The 21,257-nt window shown below is 37.1% G+C and carries 14 protein-coding genes; 9 read left to right on the top strand and 5 right to left on the bottom strand.

What is annotated here, in order from left to right:
* Positions 1-342: 342 nt before the first annotated feature.
* The 5 genes from JCM15579_RS22385 to JCM15579_RS17855 all read left to right on the top strand — a co-directional run bounded on the left by JCM15579_RS22385 (position 343) and on the right by JCM15579_RS17855 (position 5,949).
* Positions 343-495 carry a helix-turn-helix transcriptional regulator gene (locus JCM15579_RS22385; protein WP_083464754.1) on the top strand — a complete coding sequence of 51 codons (153 nt, stop codon included), beginning with the start codon at positions 343-345 and terminating at the stop codon, positions 493-495.
* A complete protein-coding gene (locus JCM15579_RS17870) occupies positions 492-893 on the top strand; it encodes a magnetosome magnetite crystal formation protein family (RefSeq protein WP_054722326.1) in 402 nt (133 codons plus the stop codon). Before JCM15579_RS22385 ends, JCM15579_RS17870 begins: the two co-directional genes overlap by 4 nt.
* A 534-nt stretch (positions 894-1,427) precedes the next feature.
* Entirely contained in the window at positions 1,428-1,991 is a 564-nt protein-coding gene (locus JCM15579_RS17865; RefSeq protein ID WP_054722324.1) for a helix-turn-helix domain-containing protein, read from the top strand.
* 90 nt (positions 1,992-2,081) lie between these two features.
* Positions 2,082-4,301 (top strand): heavy metal translocating P-type ATPase, encoded by a 2,220-nt coding sequence (locus tag JCM15579_RS17860; protein ID WP_054722322.1) that lies wholly within the window; start codon positions 2,082-2,084, stop codon positions 4,299-4,301.
* Positions 4,302-4,584: 283 nt separating this feature from the next.
* The gene (locus JCM15579_RS17855; RefSeq protein ID WP_054722320.1) at positions 4,585-5,949 is read left to right on the top strand and encodes a pentapeptide repeat-containing protein; all 1,365 of its coding nucleotides are present in this window, start codon (positions 4,585-4,587) and stop codon (positions 5,947-5,949) included.
* Between the two features lie 95 nt (positions 5,950-6,044).
* Here JCM15579_RS17855 and JCM15579_RS17850 read toward each other — a convergent pair whose 3' ends face one another.
* Positions 6,045-8,924, bottom strand: coding sequence for a fibronectin type III domain-containing protein (locus JCM15579_RS17850; RefSeq protein WP_054722318.1), 2,880 nt, complete (start codon positions 8,922-8,924; stop codon positions 6,045-6,047).
* Positions 8,925-9,446: 522 nt separating this feature from the next.
* On the opposite strand from JCM15579_RS17850, the gene JCM15579_RS17845 reads away from it, so the two are divergent.
* From JCM15579_RS17845 to JCM15579_RS17835, 3 genes are all read left to right on the top strand, one after another.
* Positions 9,447-11,768: a TonB-dependent receptor gene (locus JCM15579_RS17845; RefSeq protein ID WP_054722316.1), complete on the top strand. Its 2,322-nt coding sequence runs from the start codon at positions 9,447-9,449 to the stop codon at positions 11,766-11,768.
* Between the two features lie 473 nt (positions 11,769-12,241).
* Positions 12,242-12,457, top strand: coding sequence for a hypothetical protein (locus JCM15579_RS17840; RefSeq protein WP_054722314.1), 216 nt, complete (start codon positions 12,242-12,244; stop codon positions 12,455-12,457).
* 114 nt (positions 12,458-12,571) lie between these two features.
* Positions 12,572-14,542 carry an ATP-binding protein gene (locus JCM15579_RS17835; protein ID WP_083464753.1) on the top strand — a complete coding sequence of 657 codons (1,971 nt, stop codon included), beginning with the start codon at positions 12,572-12,574 and terminating at the stop codon, positions 14,540-14,542.
* Between the two features lie 5 nt (positions 14,543-14,547).
* Here JCM15579_RS17835 and JCM15579_RS17830 read toward each other — a convergent pair whose 3' ends face one another.
* Positions 14,548-16,164, bottom strand: a complete 1,617-nt coding sequence (locus JCM15579_RS17830) for an amidase (protein ID WP_054722311.1) — start codon at positions 16,162-16,164, stop codon at positions 14,548-14,550.
* 376 nt (positions 16,165-16,540) lie between these two features.
* Here JCM15579_RS17830 and JCM15579_RS17825 point away from each other — a divergent pair, with 376 nt between their 5' ends.
* Positions 16,541-18,184 (top strand): AMP-binding protein, encoded by a 1,644-nt coding sequence (locus tag JCM15579_RS17825; RefSeq protein WP_054722309.1) that lies wholly within the window; start codon positions 16,541-16,543, stop codon positions 18,182-18,184.
* Positions 18,185-18,332: 148 nt separating this feature from the next.
* On the opposite strand, the gene JCM15579_RS17820 is transcribed toward JCM15579_RS17825, so the two are convergent.
* The 3 genes from JCM15579_RS17820 to JCM15579_RS17810 all read right to left on the bottom strand — a co-directional run bounded on the left by JCM15579_RS17820 (position 18,333) and on the right by JCM15579_RS17810 (position 21,185).
* Positions 18,333-19,541, bottom strand: coding sequence for a glycosyltransferase family 4 protein (locus tag JCM15579_RS17820; protein WP_172677468.1), 1,209 nt, complete (start codon positions 19,539-19,541; stop codon positions 18,333-18,335).
* A gap of 203 nt (positions 19,542-19,744) precedes the next feature.
* Complete coding sequence (mazG, locus tag JCM15579_RS17815) at positions 19,745-20,521, bottom strand: nucleoside triphosphate pyrophosphohydrolase (protein WP_054722306.1); 777 nt, start codon at positions 20,519-20,521, stop codon at positions 19,745-19,747.
* 208 nt (positions 20,522-20,729) lie between these two features.
* Positions 20,730-21,185, bottom strand: coding sequence for a hypothetical protein (locus tag JCM15579_RS17810; protein ID WP_157471544.1), 456 nt, complete (start codon positions 21,183-21,185; stop codon positions 20,730-20,732).
* Positions 21,186-21,257: the final 72 nt, after the last annotated feature.

Here is a 21,257-nt window from a genome sequence, read left to right as displayed (position 1 = left end):
CACACGGTATATAAAACATTTGGCGGAAAGTGCTAATTTTAAGGGTAGTACATTTAATAATCATTGCAACGGTTTGATAGGAAATCGCTTTGAAATGCCAAACGTTTCATATACCAATCCGTTTACTCCGACAAGAGCAGTATTTGATAATACTATCTAAAGCAATACTATAATTTGGGAATGAAAAGAATAAGTAATAATATTAAATACTAGTTGATTTTTCCATTTTCTCAAAACGCTGATAATGTGTGGGTTGATTTTGAATGTCGTGTAAGTGTCGTGGTTTTGTAGTTGGAAAGTTACCCTAATCAGTCAGACATTTGACTCAAAATCAAAAACGAAATGAAAATGGAAACAGGAAAACTTATCAAAGAACTAAGGGTAAAAAAAGGCTTAACTCAGGAAGACTTGGCTGAGAGGACTGAGCTTAGTGCAAGAACCATACAGCGGATTGAGAATGGAGAGGTTGACCCACGGCTTATACACTTCAAATGATTGCAAAGGCATTAGATGTTGATTTCAGCTTATTTGTAGAGGAGACGAATGATGAAAAGAAGGATCAGGAAGTGAATCACAACACTTGGCTTGGTTTTTTGCATTTAAGTGGATTGTTGCCTCTTTTCTTTCCAAGCTTGATTCTTTGGCGTCAGAGAAAAAATAAAACAAAAGATATGATACATCATTTTCATGCTGTTCTTAGTATGCAGGTGTGTATTTTGGGAATCAGTTTGGGAGGCTTGTGGGTTTATTGGAAAGTGAATCAGTTGACTCCCTTTATGATAGGATTACTTATTGGTGCTTTGGTGTCAATCTTTAATGCAATTAATGTAATGAATGGAAAACCCTTTATCAATCCATTTGTTAAGAGCGAAGAAAAATCGCTTAAAAGATAGTGAAGGACTTTGCACAAGAAAATGTATTAAAGATTGCAGGTACATTGTAAGAACGTACTGTCTACCATTTAATACATGGCTCATTAAATATTACATTTGGTATTATTGGGAAGCTGCATATTTGGATGATCCTGATTGTGAGGTGAAATTTTTTAAGTACAGAGGTCACAGAGTATTACAGAGCTGAGAAATAATTATTTCTCTGTGTGTCTTCGTGTTCTCTGTGGTTAGATTTGCGTTTTGCCAATAACAAGGTCGATGATTTGACCATTAAAAGTTGACCTATGGTAATCCAACCATGAAAGCGAAATTTGATGGGCTGAAGTAGAACTAATAGTAAATTAATTGAATATTATAAAATTTGTATTAAAAGTAGTTTTCGCAGTGATACTATTTATATCTTTCTCTTGAGATAAGGATGTATAAGTAAGTGTCGTTTAGTTGAAACCCTATATTACTTGCTAAACCCAATATTCAACATTCTTTGTAAGTTAATGAGTGAACGTACCAAAATTGAAATATTCAGAGTAAAATATGACTAAACTTTTCATTAAAAATATGGTTTGCAACCGCTGTATTATGGTGGTTCGAAATGAATTGGAGAAACTTGGTATAAGTGTAAGGCACGTTGGGTTAGGAGAAGTATTACTTGAAAAAGAACTTTCACCCGAAGAAAAAGTCAACTTAGATAAAGTTTTAATTCCATTAGGTTTTGAGGTTATTGATGACAAGAAAAGTCGTGTTATCGAAAAGATAAAAAACATCATTATTGATCTTGTGCATCATCATGAGAATGATACCAAAACCAAGCTTTCAGATGTATTAAGTAGCAAGCTGCACCATGATTATAGTTATTTGTCCAATTTATTTTCAGAGGTAGAAGGCACTACTATTGAAAAATACTTTATTGCCCAAAAAATAGAAAAGGTGAAGGAACTATTGGTCTATGATGAATTGTCTTTGAGTGAAATTGCCTTTCGTCTTAATTATTCCAGCGTAGCCTATTTAAGCAACCAATTCAAAAAAGTAACAGGACTTTCCCCAAGTCATTTTAAGCAGATTGGCAAGGGTAGGAGAAAACCTTTGGATGAAGTATAAGTAAATCTTACAAACCATTTCCAAAATTCTACAATAATTACCAATCATATTATGGCCAATTTTGTATTGTAAACAGAAAACAATCGAGATATGGCAATAAATGACAAGAATACAATTACGCAGAATTTCCCTGTTTTGGGAATGACTTGTGCATCGTGTGCAAGCAATGCCGAAAGCATTGTGCAACACCAGGAGGGTGTGTTAAGTGCCAGTGTAAACTTTGCAACAGGCAATTTAACCGTTGAGTATCTGCTCAATATTACCGATGCAGTCAAATTGCAAAAAGCGGTGCAGTCTGTCGGTTATGATTTATTGGTTGAAGATGAAACCAAACAGCAGGAAACACTCGAAGCTATACACGAAAAGAAATTCAAACAATTAAAGACTAGAACCATTTGGGCAGTTATCATGTCTTTGCCCGTAGTAATCTTAGGAATGTTCTTTATGAATATGCCGTATGCCAAGCTGATTATGTGGGCATTTTCAACACCTGTAGTGCTTTGGTTGGGCAGGGGGTTCTTTTCGGGAGCTTGGAAACAAGCCAAACATGGTTCTGCCAATATGGATACGCTGGTAGCGTTGAGTACAGGCATTGCCTATCTTTTTAGTGTATTTAACATTTTGTTTTCGGATTTTTGGGAGGCAAGAGGCTTGGAAGCACACGTATATTTTGAAGCAGCAGCGGTTATTGTCGCATTCATTCTGTTAGGTAAATTGTTGGAAGAAAAAGCCAAGGGCAACACATCTTCTGCAATAAAGAAATTAATGGGCTTACAAGCTAAAACCGTTGTTGTGCTGCAATCAGGAGGAGCTGAAAAACAGATCGCTATTGAAAATGTAAAGGTAGGCGATGTTATTCTTGTAAAGCCAGGTGAAAAAATTGCTGTAGATGGGATGGTTACTTCGGGAACTTCTTATGTTGATGAAAGTATGTTGAGTGGTGAGCCTGTACCTGTATTGAAAAAGGAAAACGAAAAAGTATTTGCAGGAACGATAAATCAAAAGGGAAGTTTCCAATTTAAAGCTGTTAAGATTGGAAAAGAAACCATGCTTGCTCAAATTATCAAAATGGTTCAGGACGCACAAGGAAGCAAAGCCCCAGTGCAAAAGTTGGTGGATAAGATTGCAGGTATTTTTGTGCCAACTGTTATAGGTATTGCCACATTCACATTCATTTTGTGGTTTTTATTAGGTGGAGATAATGGTGTAGTACAGGGATTATTGGCAGCTGTAACGGTATTGGTTATCGCTTGTCCTTGTGCTTTGGGATTGGCTACTCCTACGGCAATAATGGTGGGTGTAGGGAAAGGTGCTGAAAATGGTATTTTGATTAAAGATGCAGAAAGTTTAGAGTTTGCCAAGAAAATAAATGCCATCGTATTAGACAAAACAGGAACGATTACCGAGGGCAGACCACAAGTTACAGATATGCAATGGTTGGATAATGATGATACTGCCAAGGATATTTTATTAAGTATCGAAAAACAGTCGGAACACCCATTGGCAGAAGCCGTAGTAAAACACTTTGCAGAAGTAAGTAACAAAGCTATATCGAAGTTCGAAAGCATTACTGGTAAGGGAGTAAAGGCCAACTACAATAACGAAACCTATTTTGTAGGGAATAAAAAACTGTTAGTTGAAAATAATATCAGCATTCCCGAACCATTGCTACAGCAAGCCGATGAATGGAGCAAGTTATCTAAAACTGTTATTTGGTTTTCGAACAGCCATCAGGCACTTTGTGCAGTTTCTATTTCAGATAAAATCAAAGAATCATCAGTACAGGCAATCAAAGAAATGCAAAATATGGGAATTGACCTGTATATGCTTACAGGTGATAATGATGCAACAGCTAAAGCAATTGCAGAGCAGACAGGTATCAAGTATTACAAAGCAGACGTATTGCCACAACACAAAGCTGATTTTGTAAAAGAACTGCAAAAGCAGGGCAAAACCGTTGCGATGGTTGGAGACGGCATTAATGACAGTGCAGCTTTGGCAATAGCAGACGTAAGTATTGCCATGGGGAAAGGAAGTGATATTGCTATGGATGTAGCGAGAATGACCATTGTGTCATCAGACCTTAGCAAAGTACCACAGGCAATAAAATTGTCAAAACAGACCGTAGCTACCATTAAACAAAACCTGTTTTGGGCATTCATTTATAATTTAATAGGTATTCCAATCGCAGCAGGTGTTTTATATCCTGTAACTGGTTTCTTGCTTAACCCCATGATTGCAGGGGCAGCAATGGCAATGAGCAGTGTAAGCGTAGTGAGTAATAGTTTACGGTTAAAGTGGAAAAGGTAAAATAATAAAGTTTGCAAACGGATTAAAAAAAACAGCAGAGAACATTTTATAGAGGCAATAAGGGTTTGAGTGTTGACTTAAACCCTTATTTGTTTAATGAAGTGCCTTAAAAACCTTAGTCTTGTATAAATGTTATTGTTATTGCCTTTTGGAAGAGATAAAATTCTTTTAACTTAATGGCATTGGTAGTACGAAACAAAGCAGGATGAAAATCACCCTTTGTTTTGGCTGCGCAGGAACATTAACCCAATAGACAATAAACTAATCACAAAAACCCAAAACCATGAATCTATTTAAATCTACAACCATCTTATTCGCTTTTGAAGCCCCTGAAGGATCAAAAGTTGAAATAGCGGGCGATTTCACCAACTGGTTGGAAGCTCCATTGAAGCTACATTATAAGGGAGATGGAGTTTATGAGCGGAAAATTAGCTTTAAACGATCGGGTACATTTCAGTACAAATATCGGATTAATGAAGAGTGGGTGGAAACAATGAAGGAGTTGCAACCTCAAAGCAATAGCATACCCAATGCTTTTGGTACAAGGAATTTTTTCATTGATATCGACCTGTCAAAGAAGGAAGGAGCTGAAATGCTTGCAGCAAAAAAAGATAAAATTGACGCTAAAGTAGATGAGAAAGCCTACAAACTGTTGATTGCTTGTAGTGATAAGGGGGATTTTGGTGATTGGGACCGATGGAGAGAGCAGAATGATTACGAGAGAATCTATTTACAGGGCGTTAATTTTAGCAGCAGGAATTTTGAAAAGGTGAACTTGAGTAATATAAATTTTCATTGTGCTGACTTTAGTTATGCTTTTCTTTCGCTGGTTAATTTTGATACTTGCGATTTGCGCGATACGGATTTTCGAAAGGCTTGGTTTAGCAATGGATCTGCAAAAAAGGCAAACTTTACCACTGCCGATATGCGAGGTGCCACCATTAATGGTACAGAATTTTTGAAAAGTCGCATGATTGGTACCGATTTGAGAGGTGCAAGTGCAAAATATGTACACATTGAGGGAACTGACCTGCATCACGCGAAAATTGAAAGTGCCAACTTTTCCTTTGCAATTGTTGATGGAGAAACCTTGATTGATACCATTGATGTGGACAAACGTACACTTTTTACAAGTGTAGGATTGAGCTCGGCACGATTAAGATCGGGGCTTATGGATACCTTAAATTATAACATCAGAAGAAACAGGTGGGAAGAGTGGTTTAAAACTGGCAGTTTCATGAATAGGTTGTATAAAAATATGTTTATCCATCTGTTTTGGAAGATTTCGGATTACGGACGCTCTACAAGGAGAATCTTGTACATTTTCACAACCCTGGCTTTGGTTTTTGGATTTATTTATTGGTTCAATCCTGAAATCATTACCAATATGAATAGCAGTGATACCATTATTAAAGCACTACATACCGTTTCGTTTTCGGTGGTAACCATGATTACCTTGGGCTTTGGATCGATGAATGCTGCTCCTGCCAGTTTATTGGGTCACATTACGGTTGCTTTGCAGATTATTGCAGGATATATGATATTAGCCGCATTGGTGTCTCGTATTGCCATCATGTTTGATTCCGAAGGTCCGGATGTAGAGCACAAACCGCTGTACAGACCTTACAAGGATGATTCAAAGAAGTGATTGATTCTGTTTACTCACCTAAGGAAATACTTAATCATAAAAAAAATCCCGATCTAATTAAAGACCGGGATTTATTATATAGAAACCAAGATATTTTATTCTTGTATCACAATCTGAATTGATTCCGATTGCTCAAGAGCTTCCTTTTTAATCCATTTTATCAAAACGGTGAAACTCAAACTGGCATCCGGATTCTCTTTTAAGAAAGGGCTGTAATCCAAAACCAAAGAATGATCACCACCAAGTTCAACAATCTTTGAAGGATCGATGTACTGTCCTCGCTCCATTTTAACACCATCAATAGTCCAATTGATACGGATTTCCTCCATTGAAGAAACTTCCCCCATTTTTGCCCAACGAGGACCAACCCGTTTTACATTTGTTTCGATAGCTGCCATAATATCAAAAGTCTCCTTGGCATCAACAGATGTTCTAAATTGTATGGTATTGCTTCTTCCTATTTTGCCTAGAGGATCCCTGGCTTCGATATAAAAGCTATATTCCTTATTCGACTCCAAATGGGTTAATAAAATTGAATTATCATTTGTATTCACACCACTCTCAATCTGCCCGGTTCCTCTTGTATTTCCACCATAATTAATATTCATCTGAAGAGGAGTTCCATTAACGTAGTAGGTATAAACCAAATTAGAATCGTCTGAATCAGTGGCAAAATTATTCTCCAATTCTAAGAAACTAAAACCTGTTTGTTTTATTTTCAAATCTTTAGTCCAAACAGGAGCTTTATTGGCTGGAGTAGTAAAATCTGTGTTTTTTTCCAAGGCGATGGTTCCATCGGCATATTTTATTATCAGTTGAAAATTGTAATGTGTTAGCTCCTCCAAATTGGTTACAATTTTAGATGTGACATCTTTTCCCCAAGCTTTTTTTACCTCATTCAAATAGGCTTCGAAGGTCATATCACTGAAATCATCAAATCGATCTCTATTCTTCTCATGAAAATCATTTAAATCGACTTCAAGTTGATTGTATGACTTCGGATGAATCACCATATCGAAATCCAGAGCTTCAGGATAGGCTAAAGTTTTTACTTCAATTTCTTTCTGATAGGTTTTGCCTGCACGTTTTCCCAGAACTTTCAACTTATAGCTGGTGTTCGATTGCATATCGCTGAACGTATAGGTAAGAAAATACCCAGCCTTTATTGACTTGCCATCCAGAAAAAGTTCATAACTGTCGTAAGACGGACTTTCTGTGAGCATCCAGTTTAATTCAAAGGATCGAATCCCCACATTTGCAACACTAAGTTGTACTTCTGGAATTGCTTCCGCTTTTGTTGTAAAACCAATCGTCTGCTCATTGGTCGTATTGTTTTGAGATTTAGCCACAATTCTGGCTGTGTAATTGGTCTCGGCTTTCAAGTTCTTAAAAACAAATGCATTCCCACTTGCGTTGTAGGTGTAAGCAATGTCATTCAAATAAGCTTCGTAAGTAATTTCACCTCCGGATGGTAATTCTGAATTGGTCCAGATCACTTTTGCCTGCGACGTAGTAATATCCTGAACCTTTAATTCAAACTCTCCAGGCACTTCATATGCTTTGGTCGTAAATGATATTGTATGAGTACGTGGCAATAATACCTTTTCACTTCGGGCTTCAATCTTATAGGTATACTCTTTACCAGCACGGAGTTCACTGGCCTGGTACTGCCTTTCCTCCAATCCTCTTTTGGCAATCAATCCGTTTTCATAATATACATCATAAGTCACCTTACTGCCATCACTGGCCACACATTCGGTCCAAGTTAAAAGGGCCGAGGTTTGTTCTACATCCTGTGCACTGACTGTAAAATCGGATAAGCTTGCCGGCTCAAGAGTTGAGAATTCAGTGGTCTTTTCCAATGTCTTATTGTAGGCATTTCTCGCCTCTATCTTCAACTTATAAACTTTCCCGGCTTCCAATCGGTCTACCAAAAGCTGATTGTCGCTAAAAGCTTCGCCCTTAAAGAATCCATTGACAAATACCTTGTAACCGATCACTTCAGCTTTATCACCTGTGGTTTCCCAACGAATAAGAGCTGATTCCTGACTAATGTTATCAACAAAAATCTTAAAATCTGCAGGACCTCCAGCTTCCAAAGTTGTAAATTCAATTTGCTTACTTTTGGTTTTACCATGCTCATTTGTAGCCACAACTGTTGCAATATATTGCGTATTATAAGTCAAAGATTTGAATTCAAATTCCAAAACTTTAAGGTCTTTAGCATGTTCAACAGTATTCAAGAGAACTCGGTAAGTTAAGTTTTCAGATTCCGAAGATCCCCAAACTATTTTTGCTCCATTACCTGTCACACTTTCTACCGAAAGGGTAAAATCACTAGGATCTGCATAGTCATTTGTAGTAAGATCCAGCTTACTTTCAACTGTTTTATTAAACTCATTTTTTCCAACCAGCTTAATATGATACAACTTATTCCCTTCCAACTCGGAAAAGGTAAAAGTCGACACCGTTAAATTTTCGGCTTTTAGTACATCGTCCAAATAGATCGCATAAGACAAAGTTTGAGTTGGATCAGAGTTGGCCCATGAAACCTTTATTTGATCGGTGGATAATTCATCCATTTTCAGTGCTATTGCTCCTGGACTGGGAGTATCCTTTGTAGTTATGTCATAAGAAACTATAACTTGAGTGTCATAGGTGCTTTTTGCAATCACCTCTAAATTGTATGTAGTTACAGCTTCCAACTCTTCAAATCGATAGCTTAAATTCTCCAAATTTTTAGCTTTTAGCTCATCATTCAGGTAAACATCGTACACAATTTTCGATTTGTCAGAAATCAACGAAGCTGTCCATTGAATTTCAGCAGAATTGTAAGTAAGTTCCTTCACTGAGATATTAAAGTTCGATGGATTTAATTTAATTTCTGCTTCAGGACCTGTCTCATCCTTGCTACAACTTACAACGAAACCCAAGGCCATTACCATTAGCCATACAAACATCAATTTTACTCGCATAATTCAATAATTTTAATTCTATAGTATACAGGACAAGTCAACTTGTACAAACACGTACTATCACATAAATTTTTTTAAAGTATCGCTTGATAAGATGACTTCTGTTTAACAATTCGTAAGAATTATATTTTTAAAAAAGGATGCAAAGAAAGGTAAATTTCAATTAAGAAGCAAGGTGCCAATTGTGGGATCATCTTCGTTTTGGATAAAACCTAAAGTGGAATTAGTCTAAATAAAAGAGTTTTTTAATATATTTGAATCAATATTTAAGCGTGCTTAAATCTTTTATTCAAGTTTCGATCTTCATGGAGATCCTATTCCCAATGAACAATTAATAATTCGTTTTTAAACAATGTTCGAGTTGTGATTTTGCAGGAAGTAAATCAGAGATGTCTCTCTTTTTAAGGGGAGATGCTATAGCCAGAGGGGTGTATTTTATGGTGATCGGTGAACAGTAATCAGTTAACAATGAACAGTTAATAATTAAAAATGAATAATAAATAAAACAATAATATAATAAAAATGATAAGACATTTATTTGTAGTCCTCTGTTTTTTGGGGATTAGTGAAACTCTTTTAGCGCAGAAAACGGATGCGAATGTTTTTGGAGATGTAAAGTCGGAACAAAGTGGTGAGCATATTCCTTTTGTGAGTATCTATTTGGAAGGTACAACATTGGGAATAACTACCGATCATACAGGTCACTATTTGTTGGTGAATTTGCCGGTAGGGGAGCATACCCTTGTAGCCAAATCAATTGGTTATGAGAATGCCAGTAAGAAAATTGTTGCGGAAGCAGGTAAAACCATAGAGGTAAACTTTGTTTTGAAAGAGAAGGTAATGGCTCTTGATGATGTTGTGGTTACCGGCACGAAAACCTTTAAGCGAAAGACTGAGTCGCCAGTAATTGTGAATGTTTTGGAGAGTAAGGCCCTGGATCAGGTGCAGGCTTGCAATATTTCGGAAGGATTGCGTTTTCAGCCAGGTTTGCGAGTAGAAACCGATTGCCAAACATGTAATTACACACAACTTAGAATGAATGGTCTGGGTGGGGGCTACTCACAAATCTTGATTAATGGTCGTCCTATTTTTAGTCCATTGACAGGATTGTATGGAATGGAGCAGATTCCTGCCAATATGGTGGAAAGAATAGAGGTAGTTCGAGGTGGAGGATCGGCCCTGTATGGCTCTAGTGCCATTGGTGGAACCGTGAATGTGATTACCAAGATTCCAAGTGAACCAAGCTATGATTTTGGTGTGACTACTCAGTTTATTGATGGAAAAGAATCGGATGTGATTATGAATGGGAACATTAGTATGCTGAATCAGAAACGAAATGCAGGTGCATCCATTTACGTGAATCGCAGAACGCGCAGTGCTTTCGATGCCAATGGTGATAATTATTCGGAACTGCCTGAATTGAAGAACAATTCCTTTGGTGCCAATTTATTTTATAAGCCTGGTGAGAATCAGAAGTTGGAATTGAGTTTTACCAGTTTGCATGAGTATCGATATGGGGGCGAAATGGTTGATAGAGCAGCTCATCTGGCGAAACAATCAGAGGAAAGAACGCATGATGTATTAATGGCTGGTTTGGATTATCAGATCAATTTTAATGAGGACAATTCTTCCTTTATTGCCTATGCGGCAGGTCAGTATACCGAACGAGATCATTATACAGGTATATATCCTGATGATCAGGATGAGATTGATTTGCATTTGAGCAATCCTCCTTATGGAGATACAGAGAATACAACTTTACAGTTTGGAACTCAGATCAACCATAGATTGAATGATTTCTTTGGGGGCAAAAATGTATTGACCGTTGGAACTGAGTATGTGTATGATGATGTTTTGGATTCGATTCCTCGCTACAGTTATGGTACAGATCAGACCACAAAAAACTTTGGTGGGTTTTTCCAGTCGGATTGGGAAGTGCGTAAAAATTTAAATTTCCTTGCTGGTTTGCGTGTAGATAAGCACAATTTGGTGGATAATGCCATTTTGAGCCCGCGTTTGTCATTGTTGTACAAGTACAAAACCAATACGCAGTTTCGATTGACATGGGGTACTGGCTTTAGAGCTCCTCAGGCTTTCGATTCGGATATGCATATTGCATTTGCTGGGGGAGGCATTTCAAGAATAAAATTGGCTGATGATTTAAAGGAAGAAAGATCGAATTCCTTGAGTGGATCGATCAATTACGATAAGGCAACAGAAAAGTGGATTGCAGGATTTACTTTGGAAGGATTCTATACCAAGTTGGATGATGCTTTTTATTTGGAGCCATTGGCTGCGGATGAATTTGGCGAGAGATTTGAGAAGAGAAATGGATCGGGTGCAAAAGTACAAGGTGCTACATTAGAGTTAAGAGCAAATTACAATAGAGTAGCCCAGTTTGAAGCGGGTTTCACCTTGCAGTCAAGCAAGTTCGATGAGGCGGTAGAGAACATTGAAGGTTTGGAAGCCAAACGTGAGTTTCTGAGAACTCCTGAAAAGTATGGATATGCGAGCTTGTCGTTTACGCCATCTTCAAAATTCAATGCTACCATTAGTAGTGTTTATACAGGGCCTATGTTGTTGGCTCATTTTGGAGGTGCTCCGGAGCAATCCATTGATGAGTACAAAAAATCGGATTCGTTTACTGAATTGAATCTTAAGCTCTCATATGCCTTTAAGTTGAATCAGGTAGATTCAGGTTTGGAGCTATTTGGGGGAATTAAAAATATAACGGATGCATATCAGGATGATTTTGATAGTGGAAAGAATCGCGATAGTAACTATGTTTATGGTCCTGGATCTCCAAGAACATTTTATGTAGGAGTGAGGTTAAAAAGCTGGTAAGATTAGAAATTTATGGTTCTATATGGAACACAATAGGTAATTTACCCAATTACAAATAAAATGAATCATTTTATAATTCCTTACATTAGCTTTGTTATGCTCAAGCCGCAAGGCTCATCCTTTTCCCATCGATGGAAAAGGATGCAAAAATCTAGGGCGCGTAAGCTCAAACCACTTATACTTGAAAACTTTAAGTGCGGCGGGGTGATCTTCGAACAAGTTCTCAGCTTCCCCGTCTTACTAGAAAGTTTTCTGTGTATAAGCAGCTTGATCTTCCAATGCCCGTTAAAATAGCTCAAATAAACTAAAGGTAATTATAAAAGAGTATCCACTATAAATCATACAGAGCTAAATTTATTAAGAGAAATGGCAATGATTCGCAATGTATTATTGCCATTACTTTTTTGTGAATTCTATGGTGGCAATTGTACAATTATTATTAATTTTGATTAAACCAATATGATTGAACCCCTATGAAATCGAAACTAGATCAACACATATTAGATGAAATGCACAAGGACCTTGGAAATTGGTATGGGCCATTTTATTGTAATCGAAAAGACCCTCGATTAATTGTTCCCAAATATGATCCGATGTTAGGATACACTTTTAACTTTGCCAGTAAGTATTCCTTACTAATGGCAGTATTTATTATTTTGTTGATTATTGGATACCAATTTTTCCTTTAGTAAATATTGGGTAGGATATATCAAAGCTTGAATAAAATATAGATTCAAGCTTTATTTTTGTATAAATTATTATTTATTGTGATCCACTCAAATTGAATTCTTAATCGTTATGCCATGCTGAGTAAACGACTGATTGTCTTGTGCGTATTGTTCTTTTCAATCATCCTGATTTGTTTCAGTCAGTCAGATGGTAAAACTGTAGATCAGTTGTTCACCGAAAAGGGAGTTACGGAAGAAATACAACGGTTGACGAATGCTTGTTGGCGATTGAGAGAGGTAAATTCTGATTCGGCACTTGTACTGGGAAAAAGAGCTTTGGATTTGGCCATTAAAAACAATATCCAAAATGAGTTACCGAAAATTTATGGCTTTCTGGGCGTAATTCAATTGCATTACCTATATCAAACCAAAGCATCCATTTCTAATCTTCAGAATGCATTGAAGTGTAGTTTGCAGCAAAAGGATTCGGTACAGTTGGCTTATTCTTACAACAACCTGGGGGATTTGTACCTTATGACTGGTAATGTGCCTTTGTCCTTGAGGTATTCCGAATATTCGGTGGCCATGTTTGAAAAGTTAAATCATCCGACTGGGAAATCTTATTCATATGTCAACATTGGCCTGGTATATCGGGAGAAAAAAGAGTTTGATTTGGCTCTCAGCTATTTTAAAAAAGCGGCGGATTTGTGGGATGAATTGGGAGATCAGGTTGGTATTGGATCGGTTTATCGGGAAATTGCTCGTACCTATGCAATGAAAGGTGATTTGGATTCGGCAATGAATTATTATCAAAAATCGTATAGCATGGGCATTAAAGCAGAAAATGGCAGGTATGCTGCTTTTTGTTTGAATGGGATGGCCAATATTTATTATCAACGCAAAGAGTATGATAAAGCGAAGGAGTATTACACAAATGCAATTGAGCTGAATAAAAAGCAAAATCATGATTTTGGGCTTGTAGATAACTACACGGGAATTGCTTTGGTAAACGCTCGGAAAGGAAAGCAAAAGGAGGGAGAAGAATATCTTCAACTTGCAATGCATACAGCCCTTAAGCTAGGTGTGACCAAGCAAATTATTGAGGTTTCAAAAGTTTACATTGATTTTTATAAAGTACTTGGAAATTTTGAGTTGGCTACTTTAAGTTTCGAGAAGTTTCATGTTCTGTATGATTCAGTATTAACCGTTCAACAGTTTGAGATCATTAACGAAATGGAGAGGAGTTTTGAGGTTCAGTCCGATTTGACGGTTACGGAACAAGAGTTAAAAAACCAAAAGCTGTCGGAACAAAATCTGATGATTATCATTTTACTAATGATTGTGATTATAGCAGTAATGGTTTGGCGTTACAGATACAATCAAAAAATGAATCGGAAACTTGGGGAGATGAATCAAACCAAAGACAAATTGTTTTCGGTTATTTCACATGATTTAAGAAACCCATTTAATTCGTTAATCGGGTTCAGTGATCTTCTTATTACTGAGATAGAGCGGGAAGATTGTGAGAAGTCAAAAAAATATGCAAAATATATAAACCAAGCGGCTAATGAAGGATTAAAGTTGCTTACGAGTTTATTGTATTGGTCCATGTCGCAGTCTGGAAAAATTCATTTTCATCCGGAAGATGTAAAGTTTGAGGAAATTATCAGTGAACTAAAAGAGTTCTACATTACGGATTTGAATAAAAATCAAATCGATTTGAAAATAGAAAATGAAGTTGAGGAGGTTTTTATTGATCCAAATATTGTAAGGATTGTACTGATGAATCTGATTTCAAATGCAATGAAGTATACAGAAGTCAATGGCACAATATCCCTGAGTGCCTTCCAAAATTCTTCCTCTATTCATATTAAAGTAGAAGATTCAGGAATCGGAATGTCCGAATCGTTAATCAATAAGCTGTTTAATGAGAAGAGCTTTTCACAAAGTAAGGCAGGATTGAGAGGAGAACAAGGAACGGGGCTTGGTCTGAGTGTGGTGCAAGAGTTGGTACAGATTCACAAAGGCAAGATTAAAGTGGAAAGCCAGGAAGGTCAGGGAACCACTTTTGAATTGGAGTTTCCCTGTATCCATCCTGGTGAATAGAATCTCTATTGCATAATTGTTGAATAAAATTCCGGAGCTCTTCTGTGCATGGTGTTTTGTTCATAGGAATAAGCCAGTTGAATTAATTTTTCTTCGGAGAAGGCTTCTGCAAAAAAAGATATTCCAATTGGAAGACTGTGAACAAATCCGGCAGGAACAGTAATGTTTGGATAACCTGAAACCGCTGCAGGTTGACTGCTTCCTCCGCCGTAGTGGTCTCCATTCACAAGATCGATATTCCATGCAGGGCCATTGGTTGGAGCAATTAGCGCATCTACATTGTACTTTTTTAGTGTGTAATCAATGCCTAATTCGCCCGATAACTTTTTGCTCTTTGCTAATGCTTCCAAGTATTCTTTTTCATTCAAATCGCCCTTTTGATTGGCCATCTCTAATATTTCCTGACCAAACCAAGGCATTTCACGGTCCTTAAATTGCTCATTAAATTTGATAATATCATCAAGACTTTTCACAATAGGGAATCTACATTTACTCAGGTATTCGTTTAAATCATTTTTAAATTCGTAAAGTAATACTTCATACTCCTCATTGCCATATTGGTTGAGGTTTTCCAGTTCAACATCGATTACTTCAGCTCCTGTCGCTTTAATATCTTCAATGGCTTGTTCAATGACTTTATCAACTTCTGAATGGAATCCCATCAGCGCTCGAACAATTCCGATGCGTTTTCCTTTTAAGGCATCCTTTTGCAGGTTTGTACTATAATTTATGGACTCATTCTTATCATTTAGTGTAATTTCATCATTTTGATCAGCTCCGCTTATAACTTCCAGTAAGATAGCAGCGTCACGTACCGATTTAGCCATTGGTCCGGCAGTGTCTTGCGAGTGAGCAATAGGAATAATACCGGTTCTGCTTACCATTCCCAAGGTAGGTTTGATGCCAACTATGCCATTGTGTCCAGATGGACAGACTACGGATCCATCGGTTTCTGTTCCTATGGCTGCAACGCATAGATTTGCAGCAACGGCAACTCCCGACCCGGAACTTGAACCACAAGGTGATCGATCGATGACATAAGGATTGTGAGTTTGTCGTCCTCGGCCACTCCATCCACTTGATGAGCGCGTACTTCTAAAGTTGGCCCATTCACTTAAATTGGTTTTACCCAATATTAAAGCACCGGACTTCCTTAGTTGTTTTACGATAAAAGCATCTTCTGAAGCAAAATTACCTTCCAAAGCATAAGAACCTGCAGTTGTCATCATCTTATCTGCTGTGTCGATATTATCTTTTAGCAGAATTGGAATTCCATGCAAAGCACCTCTTAAATGACCATGTTTTCTTTCTTCATCAAGCTGTCTGGCAAGTGGTAAAGCATCTGGATTGATATCGATAATCGAATTTAAACCAGGGCCATTTTTATCAATTTTTTCAATTCTATCCAGATATTCTATAACTAATTCTTCACAAGTTAGTTTATCCTCAGCCATAAGTTGCTGAATGTCTGAGATACTTTTTTCATTAAACTTAAAATCGTTAAAGTTTGGGTGTTCTGAAACTTCTTTATCCGAAGTGCTGGGCTTGCAGGAAGAAATTCCAAGTCCCGCTAGCATTGGTGCGGCTATTGCTGATAGTGATATAAAGTGGCGACGTTTCATAGTTTAAATGGGTTTAGGGACTAACAAATAAAAAGAATCATTAATAGGAGAAAAGGATAATTCATTCTACTATTAGCATAGAGTATTTTTTCTTGATTAGAACAATAAATGTATTAAAAAAAGAATAATTTCAAGATTTGTGAGATTAAAATATTTATGTAAGAAAATAAATCTTTTTCATGATATTATTGCCCTATTATTAGGTCTTTAAGAGGCTGATTTGGATAAACACAACAAAAGAATATTTAATTCATTGAAATGCTAAAAGCCTAAAAAAGATAGCTCGAATGATATTTTTTATAACTTGCAATGGAGCAAATCATTTAAAAAGCCTATGCACAGTGCTTGAAATTGCTCAAACCTTAAGACCAGAAAAATGGAAAATAACAATAAATTTACATTTCCTTCTCTCTTTGAAAATTCAGTTCAAAAGTTTGGAGATTGTAATGCAATGGCTTTAGTCGGACAAAAACCTTTTACCTATAAGGAGATTGATGCTACGATCAAATCATTAATGGCATTTTACGAGAAACTTGGAATTGAACCAGGAGATAAAGTGGCACTGTTAAGTACCAACATGCCGAATTGGGGAATGGCCTATTATGCAACGGTTTTTATGGGAGCTGTTGTGGTGCCTATGTTACCTGATTTTAGTGTTAGCGAAATTGAAAATATCCTTAAGCACTCAGAAGCAAAAGTCGTATTGGTTTCCAAAGGACTACTTCCAAAATTGGAAAAAATAGAAGCAGAAAATCTACAATATAAAATTGCAATTGAGGATTACTCTCTAATTGGGGAAGATGCAGCAGATTTTAAATTTGATGCTAATCTTCAAATTGAAAGGAAATATGCAGTTGAAGAAAATGATTTGGCTGCTATTATTTATACTTCGGGAACAACAGGTAACTCCAAAGGGGTAATGTTATCGCATAAGAACATCTGTTCAAATGCCGTTCGATCTAAAACCATTCATCCTATCGATGAAACGGATCGATTTCTGTCAATACTTCCTTTATCGCATACTTACGAAAATACTTTGGGCTATGTAATTCCAATGATTGCTGGAGCATGTATCTACTATTTGGGAAAAACTCCGGTTCCATCTTTACTAATTTCTGCATTTAAGGAGGTTAAGCCTACTGTGATGTTTTCAGTTCCATTGATTATTGAGAAGATCTACCAGGGGAAAGTACTTCCATCCATCAATTCGAAAGCCATTACAAGAGTTTTGTATAAAGTACCTTTCTTCAGAAAGAGATTAAATGCGATAGCAGGTAAGAAGTTAATGCAAACTTTTGGTGGAGAACTAACTTTCTTTGGAATTGGTGGAGCCAAATTGAATTCGAATGTGGAAAGATTTTTGCGTGAGGCCAAATTTCCTTATGCGATTGGTTATGGATTAACGGAAACAGCTCCTTTGTTGGCTGGAATTGGTCCTTCGAAAACCAAATATCAATCTACAGGCCCTGCATTAATGGGGGTTGAGTTAAAAATTCACAATCCAGATCCTGTAACTCAAATTGGTGAAATTTGGGCCAAAGGAGATAACGTAATGATGGGATATTACAAAGAGCCTGAGAAAACCAAAGAGGTTTTGACCGAAGATGGTTGGTTTAAAACGGGTGATTTGGCCAAAATGGATAAGGATAACTACTTGTACATAGAAGGTAGATTGAAGAATATGATTGTTGGGGCAAGTGGGGAAAACATTTACCCGGAAGAGATTGAATCAGTAATTAACAACTTTAAGCATGTTGTTGAGTCGATTGTTGTTGAGAAAAAAGGCAAGTTGGTGGCAATGGTTCACTTTAACTACGAAGAGCTTGAACAACAATATAAACATTTGAAAAAAGAGGTGGAAAATTATGTAGATCAGACCGTTGATGAGCTGATACAAGAATTGCAGGTTTATGTGAATTCTCGTGTCAACAAATTCTCACAGGTTCAGATGGTGATTGCGCATGTTGATCCATTTCAAAAAACAGCAACGCATAAGATAAAACGATTTTTATATCATTAATTGGTTTCACGCTAAGGACGCTAAGAAATAATAAAAAAAGAACGCAAAGGGAGAATCGCTTTGCGTTCTTTTTTTATAGTATTACTATGGTGTAAAAGCTTTTTCTTGTTTTCCAATAGGAAGCTATAAATTAGTCATGTATCACAAGCTAATTTATTTTTAATTGATTGTAAATATTCAGAAGGTTTTTTGTCTGATTTGCGATGTGGAACTCATTTTCTACACCATTTCTACAATCAACAGACAGTTGTTTCAATTGATCCTGATCTCTTAACAAACTTTTTAAAGCATCGCAAAGTTCTTCTTTGGTATTGTGCTCGTAAATGATTCCGCCCTTCGATTTATCAACAATTTCAGGGAATGCTCCCAGCTTGGGTTGAACTACTGGTACACCTGATGCCATACTTTCCAATAGATACAAGCCAAAAGCTTCACCATTGCGTACTGGAACAGATATCATTTGTACTTTGCTAAAAAAATCATGACGTCCACTTCCATCGAAATCTTCATGGAATTCCACATCATTCCAAAGTTTGGCATTTTTAAGCTTTTTCTCTGTTTCTTTCAATATGCCTTTATCATCACCGGTAGATCCTCCTGTAAGAACAAGTCGAACATCTTCGAATTCCTTGTCTTGCTTCAAAAGGGTAAATGCATCTACCATGATGTCGAAGCCATTGGCTTTACACATTCTTGAGATGTATCCGATATTTCTTTGTTTTTGTTCAAATGCTTTTACCCTGTATTCGCTTGGTTCAACACCCAGATGATTGATGAAGACTTTACTTTCTGGGATATCCATCTTCTCCAAAGATACTTTTGCATAAAAATTGGAAACTGCAATAAAGCCATCAACAGCTTGGGCTTTCTCACTCATTAATTTCCAGATTTTGTTTCTGAATGAATCATTCATGGCATCCACCCAAACATCTTCGTCTTGCAAGGAGCAAACAATTACAGCATCGGGAAATTCTTCTCGTAGTTTTGGCGCCAAGCCAAGCAACAGTGCATTTGATAAGTGAATTACATCTGGTTGCAGATGTTCAGCCATCCAACTTACCATTCTGTGCAGCTCTTCTTTTTGCTTTCCTTCTTCACCCATTAGCATGGATATGGTCATCTCTTCCAATCCTTTAGCACTGGTAGAGCCCGCCATACTCGCAGCCAATTTAAGCATGGGTTTCGAGTTAAGTAGTTTGTCTACCCAGGCAGGAGCTTTCTGGAAAATAGGGTAGAGCTGCTTCAAATAAATGCTGATGGCTCCATAAAAAACAGGAATTTCATTCAGATCATGTTCATCGGAAAACAGGGGAAGGTACATGGGCAATTTGGTTACCTGATGTCCTTGTTTTTTCATTGCCAAATAGAATTTGTCATCGCGCAAGCAATTGCCGCAATAAAAGCTGCCACCCGAGCCCGGTATGATTTGAAGAATGTTCATAGAGAAAGTTAAAAGTGTTTAAGTCTAAAGTTAAAGTTTTAAAACAAAAAATAGCGCTAAATTGTTAATTCAATTTAGCGCTGTTTTGCTTGTAGCTTGAATCTTGTAACTTGAAGCTCTTACTTATCAAATTGCTTTGCCTCTTCCCAAATTTCATCCATTTCTTCCAGATTCATCTCTTTTAGGTTTCGACCCTGTTTTATCGTCTTACTTTCCAGGTAATTGAATCGTTTCATGAACTTCTGGTTGGTTCTTTCCAAAGCATTCTCAGGATTAACACCATACAAACGCGCAGCATTGATTAAAGAGAAGAACAAATCGCCAAATTCTTGCTCCATCTTATCCTGATCGCCTTTACGGATTTCACTTTCCACCTCACTAACTTCCTCTTTCACCTTTTCCCATACCTGTTCTTTTTCGTCCCAATCGAAACCAACACCACGTACTTTATCCTGAATGCGGTTTGCTTTTACCAGGGCAGGTAGAGACTGAGGAACCCCTTCGAGTACCGATTTGTTGCCACCTTTTTCCTTTAGCTTCAACTGTTCCCAGTTTTCTTCCACTTCTTTGGCATCGGCAACTTTGGTATTACTAAAAATGTGTGGGTGACGATAAATCAGCTTTTCGCTAATGGCATCGCAAACATCGGCAATGTCGAAATCGTTGGTTTCCGAACCAATTTTTGCGTAAAACACGATGTGAAGCAAAATATCGCCCAGTTCCTTTTTAATTTCTTGCTTATCTCCTTTAAGAATGGAGTCTGCCAACTCGTAGGTTTCTTCAATGGTAAGGGTTCTAAGACTTTCGAAGGTTTGTTTTCTATCCCAGGGACAACCTTCTCGAAGTTGATCCATTATATCCAATAAGCGCTCAAAGGCTTGTAGTTTTCTGTCCATACTTGAGTATTTGATAATCGAAATCAAAGGTAAAAAATATAAGTATTTTAAAGTAGATATTTTACCATGAAGTACACACTAAGGTTTTTCACAAAGTAACACAAAGCTGTTATCCTTAAATACTCGGACTGAGTTTGTGTGATGATGTTAATTTCGAGTTTTATTCTCTTTGTGTGCCTTTGTGAAACTCCTTTGTTCTCCTTTGTGGTTAACTCTTCGGAAATTTTAATTCTAACTTCAATTCCTCTGCAATTTCTTTTGCCATAGGTTCCAGTTTTTCCTGTGTGTCCGATAGCAGAACAATTCTTTCATGTGGCATCATAAGCAGAAGTTTTTGTACCACATTGGTTTCGTTTCGAGCTATGGAAAGTACTGCCATTCCTTTGGTTTCACGTGTGTGAATAATTTGCAAGTGTGTAGCTTTCGATAAATCAGTCCAGGAGCCCAAACGCAAACCCAACAAGCCTGTGTATTTCTGGAATCGCCTATTTTCAGCATCTATTAGTAAACCCGAATGGGTAAATAAGAAAGGAATGGAGAGAATAATAGCCGCGATTCCTTGGTAAGTTTCGCTAATGGTTAAGGCAATCCCGATTATAAGTAAGGTAATGCCCAGCATAAAAAAGTTAAGGGGAAGACGTTCGGTTTTATAGGTTAGTATCATTTGGGTAAGGGTTAGTTTTGTTGTACTAAGATATAAAATATACCCACCAAAGTTTTATTGGAGGTTTGATTT

The organism is Marinifilum fragile JCM 15579 (assembly GCF_001310955.1).
GTDB lineage: Bacteria > Bacteroidota > Bacteroidia > Bacteroidales > Marinifilaceae > Marinifilum > Marinifilum fragile.
Note: the sequence above shows the minus strand (reverse complement) of the source record. Positions and strands in the feature narration are given on the sequence as shown.

What these genes read in the sequence shown, in the direction of transcription:
- JCM15579_RS22385 (WP_083464754.1), top strand. Translation starts at nt 343, where the DNA reads ATGAAAATGGAAACAGGAAAACTTATCAAAGAACTAAGGGTAAAAAAA.
- JCM15579_RS17870 (WP_054722326.1), top strand. Translation starts at nt 492, where the DNA reads ATGATTGCAAAGGCATTAGATGTTGATTTCAGCTTATTTGTAGAGGAG.
- JCM15579_RS17865 (WP_054722324.1), top strand. Translation starts at nt 1,428, where the DNA reads ATGACTAAACTTTTCATTAAAAATATGGTTTGCAACCGCTGTATTATG.
- JCM15579_RS17860 (WP_054722322.1), top strand. Translation starts at nt 2,082, where the DNA reads ATGGCAATAAATGACAAGAATACAATTACGCAGAATTTCCCTGTTTTG.
- JCM15579_RS17855 (WP_054722320.1), top strand. Translation starts at nt 4,585, where the DNA reads ATGAATCTATTTAAATCTACAACCATCTTATTCGCTTTTGAAGCCCCT.
- JCM15579_RS17850 (WP_054722318.1), bottom strand. Translation starts at nt 8,924, where the DNA reads ATGCGAGTAAAATTGATGTTTGTATGGCTAATGGTAATGGCCTTGGGT.
- JCM15579_RS17845 (WP_054722316.1), top strand. Translation starts at nt 9,447, where the DNA reads ATGATAAGACATTTATTTGTAGTCCTCTGTTTTTTGGGGATTAGTGAA.
- JCM15579_RS17840 (WP_054722314.1), top strand. Translation starts at nt 12,242, where the DNA reads ATGAAATCGAAACTAGATCAACACATATTAGATGAAATGCACAAGGAC.
- JCM15579_RS17835 (WP_083464753.1), top strand. Translation starts at nt 12,572, where the DNA reads ATGCTGAGTAAACGACTGATTGTCTTGTGCGTATTGTTCTTTTCAATC.
- JCM15579_RS17830 (WP_054722311.1), bottom strand. Translation starts at nt 16,164, where the DNA reads ATGAAACGTCGCCACTTTATATCACTATCAGCAATAGCCGCACCAATG.
- JCM15579_RS17825 (WP_054722309.1), top strand. Translation starts at nt 16,541, where the DNA reads ATGGAAAATAACAATAAATTTACATTTCCTTCTCTCTTTGAAAATTCA.
- JCM15579_RS17820 (WP_172677468.1), bottom strand. Translation starts at nt 19,541, where the DNA reads ATGAAAAAACAAGGACATCAGGTAACCAAATTGCCCATGTACCTTCCC.
- mazG (WP_054722306.1), bottom strand. Translation starts at nt 20,521, where the DNA reads ATGGACAGAAAACTACAAGCCTTTGAGCGCTTATTGGATATAATGGAT.
- JCM15579_RS17810 (WP_157471544.1), bottom strand. Translation starts at nt 21,185, where the DNA reads ATGATACTAACCTATAAAACCGAACGTCTTCCCCTTAACTTTTTTATG.